Below are 25,216 nucleotides of genomic sequence, written 5' to 3'. Positions count from 1 at the left end.
CGCCGATTCAAAAGACGAACGAAAGCCGCACGGTCAAGAGCCAGGCTCCGGGGATGCTCATTCCGGCGACGGGACTGGTCTGGCTGATGTACTGGATGTCCGGTTGAATGGAGAACCACGGCGTGACCTGCAGCGCATAGAAGGCTTCGACGATGGATTCGGAGGTGCCCGGCGAGGTGGTCACCGCGGAGTTGCCCGAGAACTGGTTGTACGCATAGAGAATTCCCACCGTGTCGTTGGGCCGGGATTCGATGACACCCTGCCACTGCGAGCCGAACATCACCGACCATTGCGTTGGATTTCGGTTGGGCTGGCTCCAGCTGAATTGCCCGAAAACTTCGAGACCCAGCACACGCCCCTTGTCGGGATCGAAGACATGCTGATTCGCGTAGGCGTACGCTCCTGAGGGTCCCAGGCCGACACCCGGGCCGGCCACGCCGAAGATGTCGGTGTAGCCGAGCTGCTCGAACCAGCCGGCGCGGAATTTGCCGTCGTGCCCATCCACGGACCAGTCCGGCCCGGCCTCCGCGATCATGAAGTAACTGCCGGGGTTGTCCCAGAGAAAAGTGGAGAGCCCCCCCGCGCCGGTGCTCGGCCCGACATTGCCGGTCGAGGGGTTCGCATAGTTGCTCGTGCCGTCGAAGAAGCCGAAGCGGACGTCGAATTTTTCCAGCGGCTTGCCGAGAATCTCGACGCCGCCCGCCTGCTTGGGATAGGTCGGCATGTCCGAGACGATCGCGCCGGGATAGTAGGCGGCGCTGTTCACGAAATTGAGGCCCGTGCAGGGAACGGCGAAGTCGACGTTGGCGTCGATCTTGCCGAACTTCACCTTCAGCCGGTCGCCCAGGATCTCCTGCTGGTACCAGTATTGGGCCAAGGCTGTGAAGGATCCGAAGGAATTGAGGACATCGAATCCCCAGAAGTCCGGAACCAGCTCCCAGGTCGAACGCGTCTGATTCGCAGTCTGGAAATCGACGAAGATGGTTCCGCCCTGCAGGCCGAACATTTTTTGCGTGTCGCCCGTGGCATTCACATCGACGAGACTGAGTATGGTGAAACCGTTCACCACGCCCCCGCCGAGCACATTCACAAAGTCGAGCGTGGCCGTTCCCTGCAGCGTGATGCCGATGTTCTGAAGCCCGGAACGCGCGCCCCACCAATTGCCAGTCATCGTGTTCGAGGTCCAGGGCCATTCGCCGCTCAGGTTCAGTTTCGCGGCGCTCTCGCTTTGCGCGCCGACACTTTCATTCTCCTCCGCTTGCAGGGGATTTGGATCGGGCGGCCCGGATTCGTCCTTCGCCGGCGCTGTCGGTGCCTTGGGCGGATCCGGCACCGGGTCAAAGGGCTTGGGCATCGGCACGGTCTGGGCGCAGAGCGCCGCGGCGCTCCAAAGCAGGAGCATCTGCGATCCCACGAGCCGCCGCGCCATCGTCATGACCAAGTTGTAGCCCAAAAGGAAGGAGTGCGATTGCTAGAATTCGCCGATGCGGAATACCCTTTCAACATCGTGGCTGTGTGTAGCGCTCGTGACTTCGTTCTGCTGGGGACAAGCTTCGCCCGGCACACCTGCGGCACCCGCGCAAAAGGCGCCCGGTGCTCCCGCCGCGCAGGACGCCACGGCGCCGAAGCCGCCCATCGCGGCCAAGAGCACGATCCTTCCGGTTCCGCCCGCCACGACCTCGTTTGATCCGCCGCCGCCGGTGATCCGGCGCATCGCCAAGAACCCGACCGAGGTTCCGATTTCGCCCGCCACCTTCGCCCGCGCCATGGAGGCCATCGACAAGGGCATCGCCTACCTGAAAACCGTTCAGTCACCGCAGGGCGGATGGATGGAGGGCGAGACGGCCGCCACCAGCACCGAGTCGAAATCGGCCACGGCGGCCAGCAGCGCCATGACGGCTCTGGTGGTCCGCGCCTTGGCGCAGCGCGGACTGACCCTGCAGGGCGAAGCGTCCCTGGAGCGCGGAGCCTCGCGATTGATGACGCTGCTGACCGGGAAGAATGGCTTCGGAACCGATGACAAGGGAGGCATGTCGACCTATGTCGCCTCCTGCACGGCGATGGGGCTGGCCGCGCTGCAGGAACCGAAATATGAAAAGCAGCTCGCGGAAGCAGTGGCCTGGATCCGCAAGTGCCAGTACGACGAGAGCAACGGCATCGAGCCCAAACAGGACTGGTATGGCGGCATGGGATATGGCCTGGGAAGCGGACGCCCCGACCTGAGCAACACGCAGTTCATGCTCGACGCCTTGCACGAGGCCAACGCCAACGCGAAGGACCCCGCGGTGGAACGCGCCGTGATCTTCCTGACTCGCTGCCAGAATCTGAAGTCGACCAATGCCGCTCCCTGGTCGCAGGCCGGCAACGATGACGGAGGCATGATCTACACCCCCGCCAACGGCGGTGAGAGCCTTTCCAGCGAGAGCGCGGGCGAAGGTCGCATGGGCGAGAAGATGCCGCCCGGCACCCGCGCGCTGCGCAGCTACGGCAGCATGACCTACGCCGGATACAAAAGCATGCTCTTCGCGGGGCTGCCGCGCAACGATCCGCGGGTCAAGGCCGCCCTGGAGTGGATCCAGAAGCATTTCACCTTCAGCGAGAATCCGGGGCTTGGCCAGCAGGGTTACTACTACTACATCCACTCCGCGGCGCGGGCTCTGCTCGCCTGCGGCAGCGACCAGGTGACGGACACTGATGGCAGGAAGCACAATTGGCGCGAGGAGATGATCGATTCGATCGTGCTGCGTCAGCGGCCCGACGGCTCCTGGCAGAATCCCGAGGCGCGTTGGATGGAGGGCGAGCCTGTGCTCGCCACCGTGTTCTCCGTGCTCGCCCTGGAAGAGGCGATCAAGCCCGTTCAGACTGCGCAGTGACCACGAGCCGGCGCGTCCACGCGGCGCCCTGGATGGCCGCGGCGAAGAGCAGCGCTCCGGTCGCCTGATGGGCGGAGGTGAAGGCGAGCTCCCAAAGCGGAATCGCCGCATCCTTGCGCATCAGCACCGCGACGTAGGCCAGCAGGCCCAGCAGGACCTGGACAATGAGAAGCGTGATCAGCACAGTGGCGCAGGAGCCGAGCCGCTTGAGCTCCGGCTTCTCCCGCGCCGCCGCGGACATGCGGCTCGCGGCCAGCACCACCGCAAGGATCGCCACGATGGAGAAACCCAGATGCCCGTGCATGGCCCAGACCGGATGGAAGGCCGGATGCCCGTCGCGCGGTGGAATCTGCAGATGCCGGTAGCTGGCGCCCAGGAACAATTGCACGATCAGCACGAAGGGCGCGGCCAGTGTCAGGGCCCGCACGCTTCCTGCGCCGGCGAATCCGCCCAGCGGTGCGGCGGTTTTCCAAGAGGTCGTCAGCACCGCCGCCAGCAGTGCCACGGTCGCGAAGACGATCTGTCCAAAGATGCCATGCGCAATCGCCAGCAGGATGCTCGGCGAGAGCTCCGCGGTTTGCTGGCTCAGCGTGAGCTTGCCGGTGACGCGCAGGCCGCCCATCAAGCCCTGGCCGCACACCATCAGCAGCGCGGCGATGGAGAGAAGGCGAACCCAGCCGCGGCGATCCTCGCGGAACACCACGAGCACCGTGGTGAGCGTGGTCGCGCCGACCAGCATGCCGAAGAGCCGGTGGGCGTGCTCGTAGTAGACGCCGCCCTTCATCTCGCTGACCGGGTAGAGCAGCATGTTGTGGCCGAAGGTGTTGGGCCAATCGGGCACCGCGAGGCCCGCCTCGAGCCCGGTGACCAGACCTCCGGTGATCAGCAGCAGGAAGATGGCGCCGCAGGCGACGATGGCGAAGAGCGCCGCCGGCGCGGGCCAGGGCCACGCGGCGGATTTTTTGCTTCCGAAAGCGCCGCCGATCCAGGCGAGCAGGCCGCTGCCCACGAGCATGCCCGCGCCCCACAGTGCCCCCTGCGTGATCATCGCGGAGTCGCTGCTGCCGCCGCCGACCAGCCCGCCCACGACCAGCAGATTCACGTATCCGGACACCAGGCCGACCCCCACAGGCGAGGCCTGGTCGCGCAGCGTCCGCGCGGCGACGAAGCCCGCTGCGATCGGCGCGGCAAGGGTCAGCGCGAAGAGCGCATCGCCCACGACCGGTCCCGGACCCATCATGGCGAGGTAGGCCAATCCCCATTGCACCGTCGTGGTGGCGAATCCCAGCGCCAGGGTTTGCGATCGCATGCGCAGGATCACCACCATCACGCCGATCAGGAAAAGACCGGCATACAAAAGTCCAAACATGCCGGAGCTGCCTTCTGAGGACGCGAGGATGATCGGGCTCATGAAGGCATCTATAGTAGACGCCACTCGTCCGGCAGGCCCGCGGCGCGCACGCCCATGAACACCTCCAACGCAGACATCGAACCGGCGGACGCTCGCACAGCGGCCCCACCGCGCGGCAGCCGCGCTTCGGACTGGAGCACGCTGATCAAGGCGCGGCTGAGCCTGATGGTGCTGGGAACGACCGCCGCCGGATTCGCGCTGGCTGAGCCGGGCGGGACCGACTGGCCCCGCTTCGGCTGGACGATGCTGGGCACCTTTCTCGCCGCCGCCAGCGCCGCGGCGTTGAACCAGGCGATCGAAGTGCGCCGCGACGGCCTGATGCACCGCACCTCGCGCCGCCCCATCCCCGCGGGACGCGTCTCGGTGGTTGGTGCGGTGGTCGCCGGCATGGTCCTGGGCTACCTCGGCTGCTTCACGCTGGCCACGCAGGTGAACCTGTATTCATGCGCCCTGGCGGCGCTCACCATCGTCCTCTATGTGGCGGTCTACACGCCGATGAAATGGATGACCACGCTCAACACCCTGGTCGGCGCGGTGGTCGGAGGCATCCCGCCGATGATCGGCTGGGTCGGCGCGACGGGAGACCTGCAGCGCGGCGCGTGGGTGCTGGGGGCGATTCTCTTCGTCTGGCAGATGCCCCACTTCTTTGCACTGGCGTGGCTGCATCGCGGCGACTACCGGCGCGGCGGTTTCCTGATGCTGCCCGCGGTCGAGGGCTCGGAGCATCTGGCGGCGCAGACCAGCCTGCTTGCGGCGCTCACGTTGGTGCCGCTGGGATTGATGGCGACGCTTCTCGGCCTGGCGGGCCTGGTCTCCGCGATCGTGTCCGGCTTGGCCGGCCTCGGATTCGCCTGGTTCGCGCTGCGTCATCTGCGCCGCGTCGATGATGCCTCCGCCCGCGCCATGTTCTTCGCCTCGCTGATCTACCTGCCCCTGGTGCTGGGAACCATGGTGCTCGACCGCGGGCCCCTCGGCACCGACGCCGCGCTTCGCGGCGGCCGCGGAATCATGCTTGACCTGCCGGCGCCCACGACCCCCGCGCCAACAACCAGCGCGCCGAAGGCCCCATGAGCGAGGGAGCGCCCACGGGTTCCCCGACGCTCACCTTCCGCTCCGGCGGCTGGGTGATTGCGCTGGCGGGAGTGCTGGTGCTGGCCATCCTGGCCTGGGCCTTCGCCGGAATTTTCCTGGGCCACCATCCCAAGGGAGACGGGCAGTCGGTCGCCTCCTACGGATTCGAGCTCGGCAATCTTCAAACCCGCGGCGGTGCCCTGGTCGCCAGCGGCAATCCGCGGGACTTCCTGCTTCCACTGGACCGGCCGAAGTCGATCGCGGGCCACGACATGCTGGCTTACAACGCGAAGCTGCGCTCGAAGTTCGTCGTCACCGCCGACCGCGTGATCGGCGTGGAAATCGGCGGCCAGTCTCGCGCCTATCCGCTGAACCTGATGAACGTGCATGAGATCGTGAACGACGAGCTTGCCGGCGTGCCGATTGCGGTCACCTTCAGCCCGCTCTGCGACGCGGCCATCGTCTTTGACCGCCGGGTCGGCGGCGCCACGCTCGACTTCGGCGTGAGCGGACTGCTGCTGGACTCCAACCTGGTGATGTATGACAAGTCTTCCTCGGGCGCGCCCAGCCTGTGGAGCCAGATGGGCGAGGAGGCGATCGCCGGACCCGCCGCGGGCACGAAGCTGGTGGAGATTCCCAACGTCAATGTGTGCACCTGGAAGCACTGGCTCGCCGAGCATCCCGCCACCGAGGTGATCCTGCCCGATCCGCAGGACGAGCAGCGGATGAAGACCTTCTCGTACAGCCGCTACCTGCTGAGCCCGCGCGTCGATTTTCCGATCGGCCGCATGTCCCGTCCCGACGCCATGCCCGACAAGATGCCGATCATCGCCATCACTGCGGGCGGCGAAACGCGCGTCGTCACGCTGCGCGAGGCGGCGGACCGGGGCGGCGACGCCCCTTGGAGCTTTGCCGTCGGCGGCGTCCCCGTGGTGGTCACCTCCCAGAAGGAACCCGCGTCGGTGCTGATTCGCGCCGCCGACGGGACGCCGATCCAGGTGACCCCCTGCCTCTCCTTCGCGTGGGAAGCGTTTCATTCCGCGGCGGCAAGCGATCAAGTCCGCATGCCAAGCCAGAGCGTGAAGTAAAGCACCAGCCAGATTCCGCCGAGCAGGTGCCAGTACATCTCGCAGTAGACGATGCCTTCCGGATGCGCCTTGCTGTAGTGTCCGTGGGCGGTTTTTCTCCACACACGGATCAAGGGCACGAATCCCGCCATCACATGAACCGCGTGCAGGCCGGTGAGCACATAGAAGCTCCACGCGTAGAGGTTTTCGCCGGGCCGGACATTGTGCTGGTAGAGCGAGATCCACGCCGCGCTCTGCAGCACGAGAAAGGCGACCGCCAGGAGCAGAGTCCAGGACATGGCGCGGTGCGCCTGCCCGGGCTGCCCCTGCCGGACGCGCTGGGTGGCACGGTGCATGGTGAACCCCGACGCCATCAGGGCGATCGTCGAGAAGATCAGGATGTTCGGGAGGCCCTCCGCTCCTTCGGGAATGAAGGGCTCGGCCAGGTCAGGACTCATCCGGATGACCAAGTACCCGATGATGGCGCCGAAAAACATCATGGCGATCACGACCAGGAAGACCCACATGCCCAGCACACCAGCGGCGAAACGCTGCGGCGGGCCGGAGAAGGGGTCGACTTTCTTCTGGGTTTTAATCGCCACGACGTTGCGCTCGCGGCAGGCCCCGCGTCAAGGGCTGTAGGACTTGAAGCGGGCCACCGGCGCGCCGGGGGCGTTGGCCTGCAGCGTGGTCTCGACCTCGGGGGCGTTGCCGGTGAATTGATCCTTGAAGTACTGGCTGGTGTCCATGACCAGGAAGGCCATCATCAGGATCACGAACACGGCGCTGGCGATGAATACCAGGATGTTGAAGGGCCGGTCCCAGCGCAGATGCATGAAGAAAAGGCAGACCAGCGTCGCCTTGATCAGGGCCACGCCCAGGGCGACCACGATGTTGAACTCACCGATGTCGATGTAGCGCACCGCCACCGTGATGGCCGTGAGCAGCAACAGCACGGTGCCGGTGAAGACCAGCAGCCAGGCGGGAACCAGATGGCCGACGAGGGGATGCGCGCCGGGAGCGTGTACGCCCGTCGCGTGGGTTGTCGAAGCGGTGTGAGACATGAGGTGCCCTTAGTGAATGAGATAGAACAGCGGAAAGAGGAAGATCCAGATCAAGTCGACGATGTGCCAGTAGAGGCCGCCGACGTCCACCGGCGTGAAGTAGTCGCTGGAGAAGTCTCCGCGGATGGCCCGGTGCAGGAGCCAGCCGATCATCACCATGCCCGCCAGCACGTGGATGCCGTGCAGGCCCGTCATGGCGTAGTACACCGCGAAGAACAGGTGCGTGTTCGGCGGCATCTTGGGGTCAACCAGATGCGTGGAGGGATGGGCAAAGGCCGGATCGTGTCCGCCCTCGTGAAGTCCTTCGGCCTTGGCCTCCTGATGCGCCGTGGCCAGGCCCGCGGGCGCCTGCGAGGCGGGCTTGATCGCGGTGGCCTCGACCGGCGGCAGGGTCGCCAGCGACGGAACTGCGAAGACCGCGGGGTTCGCCGGCGCGAGCGTGGTGCTTGCCGTCGGCGCCACCGCGAGAACCTTGGCCTCCTCCTCGCCCGCGGCGTCGTGCGGCGGAACATAGAAGGACTTGCCCCACACCAGATTGTCGTGGATCTTGTGGCTGTACTCGAAGTACTTGATCACCATGAAGCCGACCGCGCCCATGAAGGTCAGGATCAGGCAGATGATCAGCCCGGTCCGGCGGTTGGTCTGCGCGAAGCGCACCGCCATGGCCATGGTCAGGCTGGAAAGGATCAGCACGCAGGTGTTGATGCCTCCCATGATCGTGTCGAGGTAGTGGCTGGCGTAGCTGAAGACCTCGGGAAAGCGGTTGCGCAACACCGCGTAGGCCACGAAGAGGCCGCCGAAGAAGAGGACTTCGGTGGCGAGGAAGAGCCACATGCCCAGCTTGGCGCTGTCGAACTGGTGCGCCGGGGTGTCGAAGTGGTGCTGAAGGAACGGATACTTGTCGTGGTCGTGGCTGCCGTGGCTCCGGTCGGGAGCGCCGTGTCCGTCGGCGTGGGATGAGTCGGATTGAAGGGTGGTCACGGGGTGCTCTCGTGGAGGTGGTTCGGGGACATCAGTGCGCCTTCTTCTCGGCCGCGCCGGTATTCAAGTCGGGATCGAGCGAGCGGTCCACGACGTAGCCCTGCTCCTTGTCGTCCCATCGGACGCAGGAGAAGTCGTAGCAGTCGCCCACGCGCGGCTGGGTGGCGAAGTTGTCATAGGGCGGCGGGCTGGCGCACTGCCACTCCAGGCTGCGGCCGCCCCAGGGATTTGCCGGAGCGCGGCGCCCGCCGAAGAGACTGGACACCAGGTAGTAGGCGGTGAGCAGGAATCCGCAGGCCATGATGTAGGAGCCGATCGTGCTGATCACGTGGTAGATCTGATACTCGGGCTGGTAGTCGTAGTAGCGGCGCGGCATGCCCTGGCTGCCCAGGAAGAACTGCGTGAAGAAGGTGACGTTGAAGCCGATGAAGATGATGACGCAGGCTATGCGCCCCAGGTTCTCGTTGTACATGCGCCCGGTCATCTTCGGCCACCAATGGTGCATTCCGCCGATCATGCCGATGAGGGCCGAGCCCATCATCACGTAGTGGAAATGGGCCACGACGAAGTAGGTGTCGTGCAAGTGCACGTCGGTGTTGAGCGTGGCCAGGTGGATGCCGGTCAGGCCGCCAATGGTGAACAGAATCAGGAAGGACAGGGCGTAGAGCATCGGCGTGTTGAGGACGATGTTGCCCTTGTAGAGGGTCGAGATCCAGTTGAACACCTTCACCGCGCTGGGAATCGCCACGCTGAAGGAGATCAGGCTGAAGAGCGTGTTGAGCAGCGGGCTCTGTCCGCTGATGAACATGTGGTGGCCCCACACCATGAAGCTGAAGATGGCGATGGCGATGGAGCTGAGCGCGATGAACTTGTAGCCGAAGATGTGCCGGTGCGCGTGCACGCTGATGAGCTCGCTGATGATGCCCATTGACGGCAGGATCATGATGTAGACCGCGGGATGGCTGTAGAACCAGAAGAAGTGCTGGAAGAGCACCGGGTCGCCGCCCATCGACGGATCAAAGATGCCGATGTTGAAGGAGCGCTCGACGATCAGCAGCAGCAGCGTGATGGCGAGCACCGGGGTGGCCAGCACCTGGATGATGGCGGTGGCGTAGATCGCCCACAGGAAGAGCGGCATGCGGAACCAGGTCATGCCCGGCGGGCGCAGCTTGTGCACCGTGACGATGAAGTTCATGCCGGTGAAGATGCTGGAGAATCCCAGGATGAAGACCCCGGTGAGGGCGGGGATCACGCCGCCGGCGGGCGTGGTGGTCGAATAGGGCGTGTAGAAGGTCCAGCCCGTGTCGAAGCCGCCCATCATGAGACTGCTGACCGTGAAGAGCGCGCCGAAGACCCAGAGGTAGTAGCTCATGAGATTGAGCCGGGGGAAGGCGACGTCCTTGGCTCCCAGCATGATGGGCATGACGAAGTTGCCCAGGGCCGCGGGAATGCTCGGGATGATCACCAGGAACACCATGATCGCGCCGTGCAGGGTGAAGAACTGGTTGTACACATCGGCGGTGACGCCGGGAATCGTCTGGCCCGGGGTGAGCAGCTCGGTCCGCACCAGCAGGGCGAACATGCCGCCGACGAAGAAGCTGACCAGCACACTGACCAGGTACATCACGCCGATCCGCTTGTGATCCAGCGTGAAGGCCCAGCTCATGAACCCGCGCGTGTGGGTGAGGTAGTTGTCGGACTTGGCCGACGTGTCGAGGATGGGATCGAATTCGAGTGTGGTCATTTCATGCTCACTTTGGGGGCGGGCGGAACGTCCTTCAGATACTTGCCCTTGGTATCAAACTCATCCAGGTGCTTCATGAAGCCGATGACGGCGTCGATGCCCTTGTCGTTGAGCTGCCCCTTGAAGGTCGGCATGGCGTTGCTGTAACCGGCCACGAGATGCGCGCCGGGGTTCAGGATGGATTCGCGGATGTAGTCCTCAGGCGTCGCGTATTGCTTGCCGGGTCCGATCTGGCTCTGGTAGCCGGTGCCGTCGGCGAACTTGCCGTCGCTGCCCTCGCCGCCGCTGACCCGCGACCACAGACCCTTCCAGGAGGGACCGATGCCCTTGGTGCCGTCGAGCGAGTGGCACTGCTGGCAGCGCGCGTAGAGCTTGGGACCCGCGCGAAAGTAGAGCTCCTCATCGGGAATCTTGTCGAGCCACTGGGCCTGGGCCACCAGCCAGGTGTCGTACTCCGCCTGGGGCAGCACGTAGACCTTGCGGTTCATGTTGCTGTGACCGGTGCCGCAGTACTCGGCGCAGAAGAGATTGTGTCCCCAGCCGGTCGGCGTGGGGTCGTCGGTCTGGAACCACATGTAGGAATAGCGCCCCGGCACCAGGTCCTTCTTCACGCGGAAATCCGGGATGTAGCAGCAGTGCAGGACGTCCGAGCTCCGCATGGAGAGCTTCACCGGCCGGCCGGCGGGCACATAGAGATCCTCGCTGGTCGCGCCGTTGGGATACTTGAAGAGCCAGCTCCACTTTTGCGCCTGCACCGAGATCTCGAAGGAGTTCTTGGGGGGCGTCATGAAGTTCAGGTAGTCGCGGAAGCCGAAGTAGAAGATGAAGATCACGATCAGCAGCGGCACGAGGGCCCAGGTCATCTCCAGCGGCAGATGGTGGTGAGGGCCGTCGGTGCGGAAGGGCTGATCTTTCCGCAGGCGGTACTTCGCCACCAGGTACACCAGCGCGATCACGATGCCGATGAAGAAGAAGTAGCAGATCGCGTTGATCCACCAGAACATGCTGTCGCTGTTGGCCGCCAGATTGCTGTCGGGCGGCGGAAGCCAGATGGTGCCGCCTTGGCGCGGATCTCCGGCAAGCACGTTCGAAAGGATGGTTGAGGCGATGGACATGGGAGGATTCGTTGGTGGGGACTAGGGCGTCGGGAGCGCTCCGGGGACCCGATTCGTCGGAGCCGTCGCGCCGAGGAACGGCGCGGCCAGGCGCTTGGCGCGGGCCTCGCTGCGGAAGAGGATCCACACCACCGCGCCCAGCGCGAGCACGGTGAACAGTCCCGCAATTTGCATGATTCGGTAGGCATGCCACGCATAGCTGCCCTTGGCGGGGTCAAAGTTGTGGCACCAGAAGACGAACTGGTCAAAGGTCGAGCCGAGCTGGCCCTCGCCGGCGCCGGTCAGGGCCAGGCGCAGATCCGACGGAGTCGGCGCCACGCCCGGCAGATACTGGGCGAGTCGCCCGTCGCCGGTCACGGCGAAGACCGCGGCCGGATGGGCATACTCGCCATTTTCCATTTTTCGGTAGGGAAAGCCGACCGCTTCGGCGATGGAGCGGACGCTGGCCTCGGAGCCGGTCAGAAAGCGCCAGCCTTTCTCGCCGCCGGCGCGTCCATATTCGACCGCGTATCCCTTGCGCTTGGCCGCGGCCAGTTCAAAAGTCTCGTCGGGGTTGATGCTGAAGAAGAGCACGTCGTACTGCTCCCCCGCCGACCAGTCCAGCCCCTGCATGCCCTTCACCAAACCGTTGAGCACGAGGCTGCAGAGCATCGGACACTTCATGTAGCCCAGCTGCACCAGCTTGGGCTTGCCGTCGGCGAAGAGCTCCGCCAGCGTGATGGCCTTGCCGCTCTCGTCGAAGAGCGCCGCCTCCATGGGCAGCCTCGCGCCGCGCTGATCCTTGACTTCGAGTCCATCGAGTTCCTTCGGAGCATCGGTGAACTGCGCCCGCGGTTCGTAGCCGTGGGCGTCCAGCGGGCGCTGCGCGAAGGCGCTGTGCGCCAACGCCGCGGCGGCGATCAGGCTGACCAGGAGGGTGGCCTTGCGCAGGTTCATTTCGCGGCTCCGGGCTGGGCGGTCACAGGGGCGGCAGCGGGCTTCGCCGAGGCGGGCAGGACGCGCGGTGCGCTCTTGGCGTCCTGCACCACGAGCTCCATGGCGCGCTCGATCGGAATCCGCATCCGGGTCGCCGACTTGCCGTCGGGCAGGATCCAGTTGTAGTTGCTGTAGACCGCCAGCTCCTCACGCTGGGCGGCGCGCAGGTGCTCGAGGTCCAGCGTGGGCTGGTCCACGACTTTGGCGTCGATCTCATGCTCGTCGATCTTGAAGTAGAAGGCGCTGGCCGCCACGACGATGACCACGAAGATCACGATGGTGGCCAGCGACACGAACCAGGTGCTGCCGGGTTCCGGATCGTCGAGCTGCTGCAGAAGGTCAGGGTTGGCGGTGGTCATCTCGTGGTTCCATCAAATATTTTCGAAGCGCAGACTCTCGGCCAGGCGCGGATCGCGGACGCAAAGCAGCCCCATCGAGCCGAGCCGACGCAGCGTGGTGCCGACCATCATGAGCCAGAACCCCGCCAGCAGGACCCAGTTCCACGGATTGAGGAAGTGGGCGCTCTCGCCGGCGTACTTGGCCAGGATCTGATCGTAGGTGCTGAAGGTGCCGATGTCGTGGGGAATGTGCGGATGGATCAGGTAATAGAGATCGAACCACTGGGCGGCGAGCATCCAGACGCAGGCGAAGAAGAGCGTGCCGCGCCATCGCTTGGTCCAGCGGCTGATCAGGAAGAGGAAGGGCAGGATGAAATGGCCGAAGAGCAGCACCACGCTGACGACGCGCCACTCGCCGATCTGCCGGGCCAGGAACCACGCGGTCTCCTCGGGAATGTTGCCATACCAGATCAGCATGTACTGGCTGAAGGCGATGTAGGCCCAGAAGACCACGCCGAAGGCGAAGAGCAGCTTGCCGATGTCCTGGTAGTGCTCGGAGGTGATGACCCCCTTGAGGTAGCCCAGTTGCTGCAGGCGCAGGCAGACGATGCCCAGGCAGGCGAAGCCGCCGGTGCAGCAGCCCACGAAGAAGTAGACGCCGAACATGGTGCTGAACCAGGCCGGGTTGAGGCTCATGATCCAGTCGAAGGCGGCGAAGGAAGTGGTCACGCCGAAAAGGATCGCGGCGGGACCCGCCCACTTCTCGAGCTTCTTGGTGCGGGCCACCGAGCCGTCGCTGTCCTGCGCGAAGGAGTTGCCGACGAAGAACTTCGACAGCGCAAACCAGGTCACCAGGTAGATCGCGGCGCGGATCATGAAGAAGCGGTCGTTGAGGAAGGCCGACTTCTTGGCGACGAGCTCCGCCTCCTCCAGCGAGATGTGCTTGAGGGCCTCGAGGTTCGCCCACGGGAAGATGAAGTCCAGCTGCCCCTTCCACCAGTAGAAGACGAAGGGCAGGAAGCCGATCCAGAGCCACTGCAGATTCGAGGCGAGCGCCTCGGCGGGGCGGCGCACCACCACGCTCCATCCCGCGTGCGTGATGTGCTGCACGATCAGGAAGAAGAGCGCTCCGAGGGAAACCGTGGTGACGAAGAGCCACGCCTGCATCCAGGTGCGCAGGAAGAGTCCCTGGTCGGTGGCGTTGAGCCCCATGAGGAATGAGCCCGCCAGAATGGCGAGGCCGAGGAGGCGCATCAACTGTCCGGGTGTGGAAAGACTCTCGCCGCGGATGTTGGCCGTGCTCAGGTTGATGACGGGCGCGCTTTGACTCATCTCACTTGGCCTCCGCGACTTTGGTTCCCGGAGGCACGTCCGAGGGCTGGGCGTTCTGGCTTCGCTGCAGGGCCTTCACATAGGCCGCGATCGCCCAGCGATCCTCGGTGGGAATCTGACTTCCGTAGCCGGCCATGTTGCGAATGCCGTAGGTGATCGTGTTGAAGATCTGGCCGACGGGCTGGACCACCACGGCCTCGTCGTGGACCAGGTTCTTGGCGGCCACCCACACGGTGCCGTTGACCGGCCCGTTGGCGTTGGCCACCAGTTCCATTGCGCGCTGGTTGATGATGCCGTTGCCATAGCCGGAGAGGCCGTGGCAGACCGAGCAGTAGATGTTGAAGCGCTCCTGGCCGCGCTTGAGCGTGGCGAAGGTCGTGGCGATCTGCTCCGGCAGGACGTTGGCCCACTGCCCCTCGATCACGCCGTCGTAGAGGTGTGTGTCGATGTAGGTCTCGCCGCGGGCCACCGCGTTGGGCACCGGAGGACGCATGGTGTTGCGGTCGGCGAAGAGCGGATTGACCGCCTGCGTCTTGTACTTGGACTGGAAGGCCATGTCCTGGACGATGCGGATCGGAAGGTTTGAATTGGGGGTGCTGCGGACGCGGGCGATGATGGCCGGCGGCAACAGCAGGCACATCAATCCGATCAGTCCTGCAAAGATGAAGATGCGCGGCATGACGGTCAGGCCTCCACCATCTCGACGGCCTTGGCGCCGAGATCCTTGAGGAATTGTTCGGTGCGGCTGGCAAAGAACCGCGGATCGCGCGACTCGATCACGATGAAGAACCGGTCGTCGGTGACGCGCAGGAAGCGCTTGCTGGTGAGCAGCGGATGGTTCCACCGCGGCAGTCCGTTGAAGAGCAGCATGATGCCCGCCGAACCCAGGGCCGCGAGCAGAATGGTGAGCTCGAACATGACGGGAATGAAGGCCGGCAGGCTGATCAGCGGCTTGCCGCTGATGAGGAAGGGATAGCCGGTCACCCAGACCAGCGCCCAGATCGAGAAGCTCGCGGCGTTGGTGAAGGCCTGCAGGCAGAAGCCGACCGTGGTTCCGGTCAGGCCCGCGCCGAAGACCAGCACCGGCAGGATCGTGCGGCGGATGCCCATGGCCTTGTCGAGCCCGTGCACCGGGAAAGGTGTGTGGCAATCCCACCATCGGTAGCCGGCACCGCGGACTTTTTCGGCGGCGGCCATCAATGCGGCGGGATCGTGGAACTCACCGATCACGCCGTAGAGGCGGCGGCGCTGGGTGGGCGCACTCGGCGCTGCGTGCGGTGTCGGCGAAAGCGTGGTCATGGCGTCAGGTCGCTCCCATTCGGGCTTCCGCCCGGGCTTCGCTGCGCGTCGGGGCTGGCGAAGGATGGCTTGGCGGATCCGCCGCCGTGCGAGCCATGATCTCCGTGTCCGTGGGCCGCCTCGTATCCCGACCAGTGCGGATTCGCCTGCGGCATGGTGGCCTTGACTTCGGCGATCGCGATCATCGGCAGGTAGCGGCAGAAAAGCAGGAAGCAGGTTCCAAACAAACCGAAGGCTCCCATCATCGTGCCCATGTCCACCCAGGTCGGCGTGAAGAAGTCCCAGCTGGTCGGCAGGAAGTCGTTGGCGAGGCTGGTGACGATGATGACGAAGCGCTCGAACCACATGCCGATGTTCACCACCAGGCAGAGGGCGAACATGATCGGGATGCTGGTGCGGATGCGCTTGGACCAGAAGAGCTGCGGCGTGATCACGTTGCAGCTGACCATGATCCAGTAGGCCCACCAGTACTGTCCGAAGGCGCGGTTGACGAAGGCGAATTTCTCGTAGATCGCGCCGGAGTACCAGGCGATGAAAAACTCCATCGAGTAGGCGTAGCCCACCATGCATCCCGTGACCAGGATGATCTTGTTCATGTTGTCCAGGTGGCGCAGCGTGATCAGGTCCTTCAGGCCGAAGAGCTGCCGCGCGGGCACGGCCAGCGTGACCACCATGGCGAAGCCGCTGAAGATGGCTCCGGCGACGAAGTAGGGCGGGAAGATGGTGGTGTGCCAGCCGGGCAGCTGGCTCACGGCGAAGTCGAAGCTCACGACCGAGTGGACGCTTAGCACCAGCGGCGTGCTCAGCGCGGCCAGCAGCAGATAGGCCACCTCATAGCGGTGCCAGTGCCGGTTGCTCCCCCGCCATCCCAGGGCGAAGAGGCCGTAGGCGAATTGCTGGATCGGTCCCTTGGCGCGGTCGCGCAACGTCGCCAGGTCCGGCACCATGCCGATGAACCAGAAGACGAAGGAGACGGTGAAGTAGGTGCCGACCGCGAAGACGTCCCAGAGCAGCGGACTGCGGAACTGCGGCCACATGTCCATCTGGTTGGGAATCGGGAAGAGCCAGTAGGCCAGCCAGACGCGTCCGACGTGGATGCCGGGGAAGAGTCCGGCGCAGATGACCGCGAAAATGGTCATGGCCTCGGCGAAGCGGTTGATGCCGGTGCGCCACTTCTGCCGGAAAAGGAAAAGGATGGCGCTGATCAGCGTTCCGGCATGTCCGATGCCGACCCAGAAGACGAAGTTGGTGATGTCAAAGGCCCACATCACCGGATTGTTCAAACCCCAGACGCCGACTCCGGTGAAAATGAGGTAGGTGACGCAGAAGCCGAGCAGGCCGACCAGCCCAAGGCTCACGGTAAAGGCCGCGTACCAGGCGAAGGGCGGGCGCTTCGATTCGGCGACCTGGCAGACCTGCCGGGTCACCTGGTTGAAGCGATCCATGTTCAGCACCAGCGGGGCGCGGATGCCGGGATTCTCGGCGGTGTTGTCCGACTCCTGAAAGCCGGGCAGCGCGGTGGGCCGGTTGGCCTGCAGCGAGGTCATGACTTGGCCTCCCCGTTGGACGCGCGGGCATGCTCTGGCGCATGGCCCTCTTCATGGGACTCGGGGCGCTCGATGGCGGGATTGCGAACCCGCGCCATGTACTTCACCCGCGGCTTCACATTGAGCTCCTCGAGCATTCCATAGGAGAGCTTGGATGCGTGAAGCTTGCTCACCTGGCTGGCCGGATCGTTCAGGTCGCCGAACACGATCGCGTTGGCGGGGCACGCCTGCTGACACGCCGTGATGATGGCCCCGTCGGGAATGGAGTAGTTCGCCGTGCCCGCCGAGGTGCCGCCCGCCTGCACCCACTTGTTCTTGAACTTGATCTTCGCCGCGGCGATCCGCTGCACGCAGAAGGAGCACTTCTCCATCACGCCGCGCATGCGCACCGTGACCTCGGGGTTCATCTGCATGCGCACCCACACGTCGGGGCCGGTGTCGACGTAGTACTCCGGCTTGATCGCGAAGGGTCCGGACTGTTGAAGCGGCGCACCTTGTAGGGGCAGTTGTTGCTGCAATAGCGCGTGCCGATGCAGCGGTTGTAGACCATGCTGTTGAGTCCATCGGAGTCATGCACGGTGGCCGCCACCGGGCAGACCTGCTCGCACGGCGCGTTCTCGCAGTGCATGCAGGCCACGGGCTGGATGGCGAAGCCCTCGGGCTTGGCGGCGTCGGAGCCGCGGAAGTAGCGGTCGATGCGGATCCAGAACATCTCGCGGCCGCGCTTCACCTGATCCTTGCCGACGATCGGAATGTTGTTCTCCGCCTGGCAGGCGGTGACGCAGGCGCTGCAGCCGGTGCAGGTGGAGAGGTCGACGGAGACGGCCCAACGGAACTGGGCGCCGTCGAGGTTGTTCTCCTGCCAGAGCGAAAGGCGGTGCGGCGTGTGCACCAGCTCGCCGGCGAAGGCCGGTTCGGCGCGGTATTTCGAGAGCGAGCTTTCGCGCACCAAGGTGGGCAGCCGGGCTTGAATGCCGTCGTTGGGAACCGCGGCCACGAGGGCATCGACGGCGCCATGGTCCTGGGTGTGGGCGAACTCGTAGCGGCGGCCGACCGGTTGCACCGAGACGCCGCGGATGGAGCCCATGTTGGTTGAGGTGCGCAGCGGATAGGCGTTGAATCCGGCGTCGGCGGCGACGCGGCCCGCGGCGGCGCCGCTGCGTCCGCTGCCCAGCGCGATGGTGCCGGTGTCGTCGGCGTTGCCGGGCACGGCCCAGACCGCGCATTCGATGGAGGAGGTGCCGGCGGAGACCTTGACCATGTCGCCGGACTTCAATCCCAGTCGCTGCATCGTCGCGACGGAAAGAAGCAGTGCGTTGTCCCAGGTGAGCTTGGTCACCGGATCGGGCAGTTCCTGCAGCCAGCCCAGGTTGGCGAAGCGCCCGTCCAGCACCCTCGCGTCGGGGGCGAAGCAGAGCTCGATCTCGCTGCCGCGGACGCCGCCAAGGGTTCCCGCCAGTGTCGCGAAGTTCTTGCCCACGGCGCCGTCGTTGACCGGCGCCGGCACCAGGATCGCCGTGGTCCCCTCGACGATTCCCTGGTCAAGCCACGTGCGCCATTGGTGGTCGAATGCGGTTCCCGACAGGCCGCTGCCGGCCATGTGCGTTCGGCGCACGATGGCGTAGCCGTCTCGCGGATCCTGGCCGATCAACTCGGCGAGAACCTCGACCGGCGAGCGCCCGCCCTGGGCGGGATCGATCAGCGGCTGGATGAGCGGCTGCTGGATGCTGACGACGCCATCGGGCGATCGCACATCGCCCCAGCATTCCAGGAAGTGGCAGGCCGGGACGTGCCAGGCGCAGGATTTTTCCAGGCTGGTCTCGTCGCGGTAGTAACTGACGCGGGCGATGTTGGGAACCTTGCCCATGGCCGCGGCGAACTGCAGGTCGGCCGGCGCGTCGTAGACCGGATTGGCGCCCAGAATGAGCAGCGTGTCGATCTTGCCGGCATTCATCCGGTCGACGAGCTCCTTGAGCTGCGCGACGCAGGAGGCTTGCGGTGTCGGGACATAGCGAAGCGTCTTGCTCTTTGCTCCCAGGACATTGTTGATCGAAGCGACCAGGGCGTGCATCGCGGCGGGCTGGCTTTCACCGCAGAGCACGATCGCCGCGCCATCGGCGGACTTGAGGTCCTCGATCATCTTCGCGAGCACGGCTTCGCCGCGCTCGTCCAGAAGGTTCTTGCCCGCGGCGCTTCCGACGGCGGTGTCGAGCGCGGCCTTGAGTTCGCCGTTGCCGCTGCCGACGCCCAGGGCCTGTGCGATCCGCGCGGCGAAGATCGGGATGTCCATGCGGCGCATCGCGAAGCGCTCGTCGGCGTTCATGCCCGTGACGGTGAGGCTCGGCTCGGCGACGTAGGTGCGATTCTGAGTCTGCTTGGAGGCGTCCGGATTTCGGACGCGCCGGCCCTCGGCCCATTGCTTGGTGGATCGCGTGGAGTCCGCGGTCGTGCCCAGGAAATCGGCATCGAGCGACACGATGACCTTCGCCTGGGACAGGTCGAAGATTGGCATGACGTTGCGGCCGGTGGCCATCCAGAGTCCGTCGCGGCTGGCGTCGGGCGAGAGGGCTTCCCAGGTCGCCACGGACATCTTCGGATACATGGCCGCTGCCCGCGCGACCATGTCGGCGAACGCGGGGCCGGAATTCGCCTGCGTGAGAATGGCCAGCCCTTCGCCCTGCGCCGCAGCCAGGCGGTCGGCATTGGCGCGAAGCCACTTGGCAAAGGCTGCGTAGTCGGAGGGAGCGCCGTTCTTGAACACCTGTCGGCTCCGGTCAGGATCGTAGAGCTCAAGCACGCGCGACTGCATCCAACTGGTGGAAGCGCCTCCCCAGAAGGGATGGGCCGCATTGCCGTCGAGCTTGATCGGCCGTCCGTCGTAGCTGGTCGCCACCAATCCGTAGCCCACGCCCATCAGGTCGACGGCGGTCGAGTAGGTCACCGCGATGCCGGGCGTGCGATTGGCCGGCTGGCTGGCGTTGGGAACAATCTTCGACTCCGGCCATCGGCGGCATCCCGCAAGTCCAAGCCCCGCCAGCGCGAATCCCGCGCCCATCAGTTTGATGAAGGTGCGCCGGTCGTCGCCATCGAGCACATCACTGGCCATCGAAAACTCGCGTGATGCAAAAGCGCTGGCTTCGGCGTCCTCGGATTTTTCACCGAGCGACCGCCACCAGGCGCTGCCGCTGCGCTGCGCCGGCACCGCCTTGGAAGATCCGCAGCCGCACCCGCCATTCGCCGGCGCCGCGGACTCCGACGAGCCGCAACCGCAGGCGCCGTTTGAATCGGCCGCAACATCCGACGACGTGCATCCGCATGCGCCGTGCGACTGGGCCAATGGAAGTGGGATGTCCTTGGAAATTTTCATCGGTGGCAGGTGGAGCAATTGTCGCTGGGGTGGATGTTGTTGAGTTTTTGAAGCGCGGCGCGCTCCTCGGCTGTCATTTCCTTGTTCTGGTCCCAGGCCATCTGCGTGACCATGGCGGGAGGACGGATCCGGCCGGAGGGATCGCGATGGCATTCCAGGCACCATCCCATGGAGAGTGGCGCCACTCGATAGACGACTTCCATCTGGTCGATGCGTCCGTGGCACTCCACGCAGCCGACGCCGCGCACGACATGCGCTGAATGGTTGAAGTAGGTGTAGTCGGCGAGCTTGTGAACCTTGATCCATTCGACCGGCATGCCCGTCTCGTAGCTGGTGCGGATCTTCTCCAGCTTCGGGCTCTCGCGATGAATCTGTGTGTGGCAGTTCATGCAGGTCTGCGTCGCGGGAACCGCGGCGAAGGAGGCCTTCTCCACGCTGATGTGGCAATAGCGGCAATCCATTCCGAGCTTTCCGGCATGCAGGGCGTGGCTGTAGGGAACCGGCTGCGTGGGCATGTAGCCCATCTCGAGGGTCTTCGGGCTGAATCCATAGGCGACGAACATGCCCACATAGAGCGGGGCGATCGCGCCAAGCACGATCACCAATGGCAGGAAGGCGTTGGACCAGCGTGGAAAGAGGAAGCGGCTCACGGGTAAGCGATGTTCCTGTTCGAGGCGTTCAATCCGAATGGAACTTCGTGATTTATTTCACAAAGTACGACGGGGTAATCCTACGGGTGTTTCAGTCGGTGCGTCAACAATGGACAAAGTTCCAGTCGGACCGGACCGCTTGCCCGGCGAGTTTCACGGCGGTCGCTACCTTATATGGAGATGCTGAAGGATGTCTTGCTTCCGGAGCTGGTGCAAAGACTGGACCCATCGCCTGAACCCACGCAGTTCATTCGCAACATTTGCGAGCAATTGTCGCCGATTGTCGGATTGTCCGCGACAACGCTGGAACAGGCCTTCATGGCCCGAATGCGAAATGGCTCAGTCTGCACTCCTGAGGGGGTGGCATTCCCCCATGCCGTGGTAGCCGGGATCAAGCGAACAGTCATAGGCTGTATTTTAGTTCCAAGAGGGTTATTATTGGACTTTACTAATCCGCCAGCCGACCTGATCTTCGTTTTGGTCGGGGATTCATCCAATCCCTGGCAGCATGTGCGCCTCTTGGCTCGACTCAGCAGGATTGCCTCCGATGCCGAAGCCCGCGCTCGTTTGAAATCCGCCGCCAACGGTATGGCGCTGATGGAATTGATTCTTCAGGAGGATCAACGACATGCATGATTCCACCGCGGCCGAAAGGCCCTCTCAGGATGAGCGGCTGCTGGTCCTGGTGGCCCGGACCGAGGAAAGCTTTGATCCTCTGGTGACGGCGCTTATCGACGCCGGCATCCAGGGCGCCACCGTGCTGGAGAGTCGCGGGCTGGGTGCGATCATCCGCTCTGAGATGCCCATCTTCGCAGGGCTCGCCTCCCTGCTTCCCCAAGCCACCGGAAGCCGCGTCGTGCTGTCCATCGCGAGCCGGGCGCAGATCGACGCGCTCATGCGCTTCATGTCGCAGCTGCCCGTGGAGCGCCGCCCCCTTGGTGTGACGCTTCCCGTGGAGACGGTGATGGGCCTCGGTCTGTGACGGCGACCCTGGCAACGGAAACCTTCGGCGACATCACGCGGGCGATCTCGGCGCTGGCGATAGGCTCCATCGCCTTCGGCCTCGCCTCCTTCTCGCTCACCCGACAGGCGGCGAAGCTGCTGCGCATTCCCGTCGCCGCCGCGCTGATCGGCGGCGGATGGGTCGCCTTCGCGGCCGGCCTGCTGCTGGGTCCGATCGGCTTCGACCTTTTCAAGACCGGCTCCCTCACCGAGCTGCGCCCCCTGCTCCAGCTTGGACTTGCGTGGATCGGTCTCCTCGTCGGATTGCAGCTCAAGCGCTCCGTGCTTGCAGCGGTTCCCGCGGCGCTCTGGCAGTGGCTTGCCCTGGATTCGCTGCTCAGCCTGGCGGCCGGTGTCGGCTTCACCGCGACCGCACTGCGGCTCATGGATCCCGGCGCCTCGCTGGGCGCGATGTGGATTCCCTGCGCGCTCACGGGTTGCGCCACGATGGGATGGGCGGGCGAACTCCGCTCGCTCCGCGGGCTCGATACGCGCTCGCCGCAGCTGGCCACGCTGATCCACGCCGGCGCCGGCCTGGCGGCGGTCCTTGCCATCGCGCTGCACGGCGTCGCGATGTTGCAGGCTTCCACCCTGGCGGACGGCACGACCGTCATCGACGCAGCCCGCGGCTCGCTTGGACTTGTGGTCACCCTGATCGTGGCCGCCATCGCCGCGACCGCGATCCGCGTCATCCTCGACCGCGAAAGTTGGAGCGAGGGACGGATCATCGCCTCGCTGGTCGGCACGCTCGCCCTGGTGAGCGGCGTCTCCATCGCGCTCAACGGCTCGCCCATGTTCGGCGCCTGCCTGCTGGGAATGGTGATCACCAACATGCGCAGCGGCGCCATGCGGCGACTGGAACGCCTGGTCACCGAGAGCGAGGCCGCGGTCGCCAGCATGTTCTTCCTGTTTGCCGGCGCGATGCTGGGCGACCTGGGCAGCTTCTGGCCCTGGATCATCGCCGCGGCGCTGATCACCTTCCGCTTCGCGTTCAAGACGCCGGTGGCCTGGCGGCTCAGCGGCAAGGCCTGGAATGAGCCCGGCGCGCAGGTCATCCATTTCGCAGCCATCCGCCAGGCGCCCATCGCCATTCCGCTGGCCATCGCCTCGCTGGTCGAGGGGGCCAACGACACGCAGCGCGGCATCCTGCTGGCGCTGGTCGCCTGCGGCGTGCTCAGCAACTTGTTTCCCCTGCTTTGGAGAAGCCGCTCATGAAGCGGGTGCTGGCTTTGTCGGCGACCCTGCTCGCGACCGTGGTGGCGGTCGGCCTGTTGCGCCTCAGCCTGGCGCATCCGCCGGTCGCCGTGCCGGCGGGTAACGCGCTTTCGCAGGCGGCCCCCCCGCCCGACGAGGCGCTCTACACCATTCTCGCGCTGGGCCTGCTCGTGCTTGGAGGATTCCTGGCCGGCGAGATCGTGGCGACGTTCCGCCTGCCGCGCGTCACGGCCTACCTGCTCTTCGGAATTCTCGCGGGACCCTCCTTTGCCACCTGGCTGCCCCGGGGATTTCCCACGCTGGTTCCGCGCGGCGAGCTGCGCTATCTCGAACTCATGAACGCGCTGGCCGTGAGCTTGATCGGACTGGTGGCCGGCAGCGAGATCCGCGTGTCTTTTCTGCGCACCGCGGGCCGGCGCATCACGCAGCTTGTGCTCTGCGACGCCGGCGGCGTCGTCCTCTTCGTCGCGGTGCTGCTGGCCGCGATCTCCGGATCGGTCCCGCTGCTCTCATTGCGCACGCCGAGTGAGCGATGGTTTCTCGTGGCGGTGCTCTGCGCGCTGGCCATCGCCAACAGTCCCGCCATCGTCACGGCGCTTCTGCGCGAGACGCGGGCGACGGGTCCCTTCGCCCGCACGGCGCTGGCCATGACGGTGCTCAAGGATCTGGCGCTGGTCATTCTGATCAGCGGCCTGCTGGCATCCTGGTCGGCCAGCCAGTCGCAGGGCGGTGGCTGGAGCGCGGCGCTAGGGGTCTCCTGGCATCTGGTCGGGTCGCTCGTCGTGGGGCTGGCGTTCTCGATGGTGCTCGGGCTGCTGGCCAATCTCACCCGCTTCCGTCTGGATCTTGCGGTCATCGTCGCCGGCTTCGCGATTGCCGTCGCCGGGCGCCTGCTCGACATTGCGCCGCTGCTGGCCGGCATCACCGCCGGTTTCGCGCTGGCCAACGCGTCCCCGAAAAGTTCGCGACGACTCTTTCATTCCGTCGACAACCTGCTGCCGACGACCTACGCCATCTTCTTTGCGGTCACCGGCGCGAAGATTTCGCTGGATTCGTTCCTGCAGATCTGGCCGCTGGCCCTGGGCATCTCCGCGGCGCGACTGGCGGGCATCCTGGCCGGACTTCGCGTCGGCTGCCAGATGGCGGCCGTTGCCTATCCGGTGCGCCGCTGGCTCTGGACCGCGATGGTTCCGCAGGCCGGCGTCAGCATTGCGCTGGCGGCCGAAGTTTCCCTGCTTTTTCGAAATGAGCCTTGGGTCGGGGAGCTGGAAAGCCTGATGCTGGCGACCATCGTGGTGAACGAAATCATCGGGCCGCCCCTGATGCGACTGGGAGTGGTACGGTCCGGCGAGTTGCAAGCATGATCGACACCCACTGCCATCTCACCTATCAGCCCTTTCGCAACCGGCTCAAGGAGGAACTGGACGCCGCCGAGGCGGCCGGCGTGCGCGCCTGCATCACCATCGGCACCAACAGCGAGGACTCCGACCAGGCCCGCCTGCTCGCCGAGAGCGATCCGCGCCTCTGGTTCACGGCCGGCATCCATCCGCTCTCCACCGACGACCGCGTGGACTGGGGCGTGCTTCGCGCCTGCGGGGCGCATCCTCGCTGCGTGGCCTGGGGCGAGCTCGGCCTGGACAACCACTATGAAAAGCCCGCGGCCTCGCTGCAGCGCACGATGTTGGACGCGCAGCTCGACCGCATCACCCGCTGGTCCGACGAGGGGCTCTCCAAGCCGGTCGTCATCCACTGCCGCAAGGCCTTCGATGATCTGATCCCCATTCTGGCCGCCAGCGGCCTGCCGCGCGACCGCTTCGTCTTTCATTGCTTCACCGGCACCCTCGACGAGGCGCGGCGCGTGCTGGAGTTTGGCGCGTGGATTTCCTTCACCGGTGTCGTCACCTACCGCAACGCGCCCGAGGTCGCGCAGGCTGCGCTGCTGGTGCCCGAGGACCGGATCATGGCCGAGACCGACGCGCCCTTCCTCAGCCCGGAACCGATGCGCACTGCGAAGCCGAATCGCCCCGCCCATTCGATCGTGGTGGCGCGCCATCTCGCCCGGATCCGCGGTGCCGACGAAGCGTCGTTCCTGAACACGCTCGACGCCAATGCCCTGCGCTTTTTCGGCCTGCCTCTCGCCAAGCTTCCGCCCGCAGGCGGCTAGG

Annotated in this window: 24 protein-coding genes; 8 read left to right on the top strand and 16 right to left on the bottom strand. The window is 65.4% G+C overall.

Annotation, left to right across the window (positions count from 1 at the left end):
* Positions 1-7 precede the first annotated feature (7 nt).
* Positions 8-1,435, bottom strand: a complete 1,428-nt coding sequence (locus K8R92_05540) for a carbohydrate porin (protein ID MCE9619351.1) — start codon at positions 1,433-1,435, stop codon at positions 8-10.
* A 49-nt stretch (positions 1,436-1,484) separates the two neighbouring features.
* Between K8R92_05540 and K8R92_05535 the strand changes: the two genes are divergently transcribed.
* Positions 1,485-2,873, top strand: coding sequence for a hypothetical protein (locus tag K8R92_05535; protein MCE9619350.1), 1,389 nt, complete (start codon positions 1,485-1,487; stop codon positions 2,871-2,873).
* Here the strand turns inward: K8R92_05535 and K8R92_05530 are convergent.
* Positions 2,848-4,284 (bottom strand): COX15/CtaA family protein, encoded by a 1,437-nt coding sequence (locus K8R92_05530; protein ID MCE9619349.1) that lies wholly within the window; start codon positions 4,282-4,284, stop codon positions 2,848-2,850. The genes K8R92_05535 and K8R92_05530 overlap by 26 nt on opposite strands.
* Positions 4,285-4,338: 54 nt before the next feature.
* On the opposite strand from K8R92_05530, the gene cyoE reads away from it, so the two are divergent.
* Positions 4,339-5,355, top strand: coding sequence for a heme o synthase (cyoE, locus tag K8R92_05525; protein MCE9619348.1), 1,017 nt, complete (start codon positions 4,339-4,341; stop codon positions 5,353-5,355).
* A complete protein-coding gene (locus K8R92_05520; protein ID MCE9619347.1) occupies positions 5,352-6,443 on the top strand; it encodes a DUF3179 domain-containing protein in 1,092 nt (363 codons plus the stop codon). The genes cyoE and K8R92_05520 overlap by 4 nt, the downstream gene beginning before the upstream one ends.
* Here the strand turns inward: K8R92_05520 and K8R92_05515 are convergent.
* The 14 genes from K8R92_05515 to K8R92_05450 form a co-directional block, all read right to left on the bottom strand.
* A complete protein-coding gene (locus K8R92_05515; protein ID MCE9619346.1) occupies positions 6,410-7,024 on the bottom strand; it encodes a cytochrome c oxidase subunit 3 in 615 nt (204 codons plus the stop codon). The two genes, K8R92_05520 and K8R92_05515, sit on opposite strands and share 34 nt — an antisense overlap.
* 27 nt (positions 7,025-7,051) lie before the next feature.
* On the bottom strand, positions 7,052-7,486 hold the full coding sequence (locus K8R92_05510) for a cytochrome C oxidase subunit IV family protein (protein ID MCE9619345.1): 435 nt from the start codon (positions 7,484-7,486) through the stop codon (positions 7,052-7,054).
* A 9-nt stretch (positions 7,487-7,495) separates the two neighbouring features.
* Positions 7,496-8,083 carry a cytochrome c oxidase subunit 3 gene (locus K8R92_05505; protein ID MCE9619344.1) on the bottom strand — a complete coding sequence of 196 codons (588 nt, stop codon included), beginning with the start codon at positions 8,081-8,083 and terminating at the stop codon, positions 7,496-7,498.
* A 415-nt stretch (positions 8,084-8,498) separates the two neighbouring features.
* Entirely contained in the window at positions 8,499-10,211 is a 1,713-nt protein-coding gene (gene ctaD / locus K8R92_05500) for a cytochrome c oxidase subunit I (protein MCE9619343.1), read from the bottom strand.
* Positions 10,208-11,326 carry a cytochrome c oxidase subunit II gene (gene coxB, locus K8R92_05495; GenBank protein ID MCE9619342.1) on the bottom strand — a complete coding sequence of 373 codons (1,119 nt, stop codon included), beginning with the start codon at positions 11,324-11,326 and terminating at the stop codon, positions 10,208-10,210. Before coxB ends, ctaD begins: the two co-directional genes overlap by 4 nt.
* Before the next feature lie 21 nt (positions 11,327-11,347).
* A complete protein-coding gene (locus tag K8R92_05490; protein MCE9619341.1) occupies positions 11,348-12,262 on the bottom strand; it encodes an SCO family protein in 915 nt (304 codons plus the stop codon).
* Positions 12,259-12,660: a hypothetical protein gene (locus K8R92_05485; protein ID MCE9619340.1), complete on the bottom strand. Its 402-nt coding sequence runs from the start codon at positions 12,658-12,660 to the stop codon at positions 12,259-12,261. Before K8R92_05485 ends, K8R92_05490 begins: the two co-directional genes overlap by 4 nt.
* Before the next feature lie 12 nt (positions 12,661-12,672).
* Positions 12,673-13,971, bottom strand: a complete 1,299-nt coding sequence (locus tag K8R92_05480) for a quinol:cytochrome C oxidoreductase (GenBank protein MCE9619339.1) — start codon at positions 13,969-13,971, stop codon at positions 12,673-12,675.
* Between the two features lies 1 nt (position 13,972).
* On the bottom strand, positions 13,973-14,650 hold the full coding sequence (locus K8R92_05475) for a cytochrome c (GenBank protein MCE9619338.1): 678 nt from the start codon (positions 14,648-14,650) through the stop codon (positions 13,973-13,975).
* 5 nt (positions 14,651-14,655) lie between these two features.
* On the bottom strand, positions 14,656-15,270 hold the full coding sequence (locus tag K8R92_05470) for a DUF3341 domain-containing protein (GenBank protein ID MCE9619337.1): 615 nt from the start codon (positions 15,268-15,270) through the stop codon (positions 14,656-14,658).
* The gene (gene nrfD, locus K8R92_05465; protein ID MCE9619336.1) at positions 15,267-16,817 is read right to left on the bottom strand and encodes a polysulfide reductase NrfD; all 1,551 of its coding nucleotides are present in this window, start codon (positions 16,815-16,817) and stop codon (positions 15,267-15,269) included. The genes K8R92_05470 and nrfD overlap by 4 nt, the downstream gene beginning before the upstream one ends.
* Positions 16,814-17,230, bottom strand: a complete 417-nt coding sequence (locus K8R92_05460) for a hypothetical protein (GenBank protein MCE9619335.1) — start codon at positions 17,228-17,230, stop codon at positions 16,814-16,816. The genes nrfD and K8R92_05460 overlap by 4 nt, the downstream gene beginning before the upstream one ends.
* The gene (locus tag K8R92_05455; GenBank protein ID MCE9619334.1) at positions 17,221-20,184 is read right to left on the bottom strand and encodes a TAT-variant-translocated molybdopterin oxidoreductase; all 2,964 of its coding nucleotides are present in this window, start codon (positions 20,182-20,184) and stop codon (positions 17,221-17,223) included. The genes K8R92_05460 and K8R92_05455 overlap by 10 nt, the downstream gene beginning before the upstream one ends.
* Positions 20,181-20,834 carry a cytochrome c family protein gene (locus K8R92_05450; GenBank protein MCE9619333.1) on the bottom strand — a complete coding sequence of 218 codons (654 nt, stop codon included), beginning with the start codon at positions 20,832-20,834 and terminating at the stop codon, positions 20,181-20,183. The genes K8R92_05455 and K8R92_05450 overlap by 4 nt, the downstream gene beginning before the upstream one ends.
* Before the next feature lie 174 nt (positions 20,835-21,008).
* Between K8R92_05450 and K8R92_05445 the strand changes: the two genes are divergently transcribed.
* Genes K8R92_05445 through K8R92_05425 form a run of 5 tightly spaced genes read left to right on the top strand, consistent with a single transcriptional unit; the run spans position 21,009 to position 25,215 of the window.
* Entirely contained in the window at positions 21,009-21,470 is a 462-nt protein-coding gene (locus K8R92_05445; GenBank protein MCE9619332.1) for a PTS sugar transporter subunit IIA, read from the top strand.
* The gene (locus K8R92_05440) at positions 21,463-21,816 is read left to right on the top strand and encodes a hypothetical protein (GenBank protein ID MCE9619331.1); all 354 of its coding nucleotides are present in this window, start codon (positions 21,463-21,465) and stop codon (positions 21,814-21,816) included. Before K8R92_05445 ends, K8R92_05440 begins: the two co-directional genes overlap by 8 nt.
* Positions 21,813-23,051, top strand: a complete 1,239-nt coding sequence (locus tag K8R92_05435) for a hypothetical protein (protein MCE9619330.1) — start codon at positions 21,813-21,815, stop codon at positions 23,049-23,051. The genes K8R92_05440 and K8R92_05435 overlap by 4 nt, the downstream gene beginning before the upstream one ends.
* Positions 23,048-24,415: a cation:proton antiporter gene (locus tag K8R92_05430; protein ID MCE9619329.1), complete on the top strand. Its 1,368-nt coding sequence runs from the start codon at positions 23,048-23,050 to the stop codon at positions 24,413-24,415. The genes K8R92_05435 and K8R92_05430 overlap by 4 nt, the downstream gene beginning before the upstream one ends.
* A complete protein-coding gene (locus tag K8R92_05425; protein ID MCE9619328.1) occupies positions 24,412-25,215 on the top strand; it encodes a TatD family hydrolase in 804 nt (267 codons plus the stop codon). The genes K8R92_05430 and K8R92_05425 overlap by 4 nt, the downstream gene beginning before the upstream one ends.
* Position 25,216 lies beyond the last annotated feature (1 nt).

It is taken from the genome of Planctomycetota bacterium (assembly GCA_021414025.1).
In the GTDB taxonomy this organism is placed as follows: Bacteria; Planctomycetota; Phycisphaerae; order Phycisphaerales; family SM1A02; genus SYAC01.
The sequence above is the reverse complement of the archived record's forward strand: the minus strand, read 5'-3'. Positions and strand labels throughout refer to the sequence as shown.

Excerpts from the sequence above, each read along its gene's own strand:
- K8R92_05540 (MCE9619351.1), bottom strand. The coding sequence starts at position 1,435 with ATGACGATGGCGCGGCGGCTCGTGGGATCGCAGATGCTCCTGCTTTGG.
- K8R92_05535 (MCE9619350.1), top strand. The coding sequence starts at position 1,485 with ATGCGGAATACCCTTTCAACATCGTGGCTGTGTGTAGCGCTCGTGACT.
- K8R92_05530 (MCE9619349.1), bottom strand. The coding sequence starts at position 4,284 with ATGAGCCCGATCATCCTCGCGTCCTCAGAAGGCAGCTCCGGCATGTTT.
- cyoE (MCE9619348.1), top strand. The coding sequence starts at position 4,339 with ATGAACACCTCCAACGCAGACATCGAACCGGCGGACGCTCGCACAGCG.
- K8R92_05520 (MCE9619347.1), top strand. The coding sequence starts at position 5,352 with ATGAGCGAGGGAGCGCCCACGGGTTCCCCGACGCTCACCTTCCGCTCC.
- K8R92_05510 (MCE9619345.1), bottom strand. The coding sequence starts at position 7,486 with ATGTCTCACACCGCTTCGACAACCCACGCGACGGGCGTACACGCTCCC.
- K8R92_05505 (MCE9619344.1), bottom strand. The coding sequence starts at position 8,083 with ATGGGCGCGGTCGGCTTCATGGTGATCAAGTACTTCGAGTACAGCCAC.
- ctaD (MCE9619343.1), bottom strand. The coding sequence starts at position 10,211 with ATGACCACACTCGAATTCGATCCCATCCTCGACACGTCGGCCAAGTCC.
- coxB (MCE9619342.1), bottom strand. The coding sequence starts at position 11,326 with ATGTCCATCGCCTCAACCATCCTTTCGAACGTGCTTGCCGGAGATCCG.
- K8R92_05490 (MCE9619341.1), bottom strand. The coding sequence starts at position 12,262 with ATGAACCTGCGCAAGGCCACCCTCCTGGTCAGCCTGATCGCCGCCGCG.
- K8R92_05485 (MCE9619340.1), bottom strand. The coding sequence starts at position 12,660 with ATGACCACCGCCAACCCTGACCTTCTGCAGCAGCTCGACGATCCGGAA.
- K8R92_05480 (MCE9619339.1), bottom strand. The coding sequence starts at position 13,971 with ATGAGTCAAAGCGCGCCCGTCATCAACCTGAGCACGGCCAACATCCGC.
- K8R92_05475 (MCE9619338.1), bottom strand. The coding sequence starts at position 14,650 with ATGCCGCGCATCTTCATCTTTGCAGGACTGATCGGATTGATGTGCCTG.
- K8R92_05470 (MCE9619337.1), bottom strand. The coding sequence starts at position 15,270 with ATGACCACGCTTTCGCCGACACCGCACGCAGCGCCGAGTGCGCCCACC.
- nrfD (MCE9619336.1), bottom strand. The coding sequence starts at position 16,817 with ATGACCTCGCTGCAGGCCAACCGGCCCACCGCGCTGCCCGGCTTTCAG.
- K8R92_05460 (MCE9619335.1), bottom strand. The coding sequence starts at position 17,230 with ATGCAGATGAACCCCGAGGTCACGGTGCGCATGCGCGGCGTGATGGAG.
- K8R92_05455 (MCE9619334.1), bottom strand. The coding sequence starts at position 20,184 with ATGAAAATTTCCAAGGACATCCCACTTCCATTGGCCCAGTCGCACGGC.
- K8R92_05445 (MCE9619332.1), top strand. The coding sequence starts at position 21,009 with ATGGAGATGCTGAAGGATGTCTTGCTTCCGGAGCTGGTGCAAAGACTG.
- K8R92_05440 (MCE9619331.1), top strand. The coding sequence starts at position 21,463 with ATGCATGATTCCACCGCGGCCGAAAGGCCCTCTCAGGATGAGCGGCTG.
- K8R92_05430 (MCE9619329.1), top strand. The coding sequence starts at position 23,048 with ATGAAGCGGGTGCTGGCTTTGTCGGCGACCCTGCTCGCGACCGTGGTG.
- K8R92_05425 (MCE9619328.1), top strand. The coding sequence starts at position 24,412 with ATGATCGACACCCACTGCCATCTCACCTATCAGCCCTTTCGCAACCGG.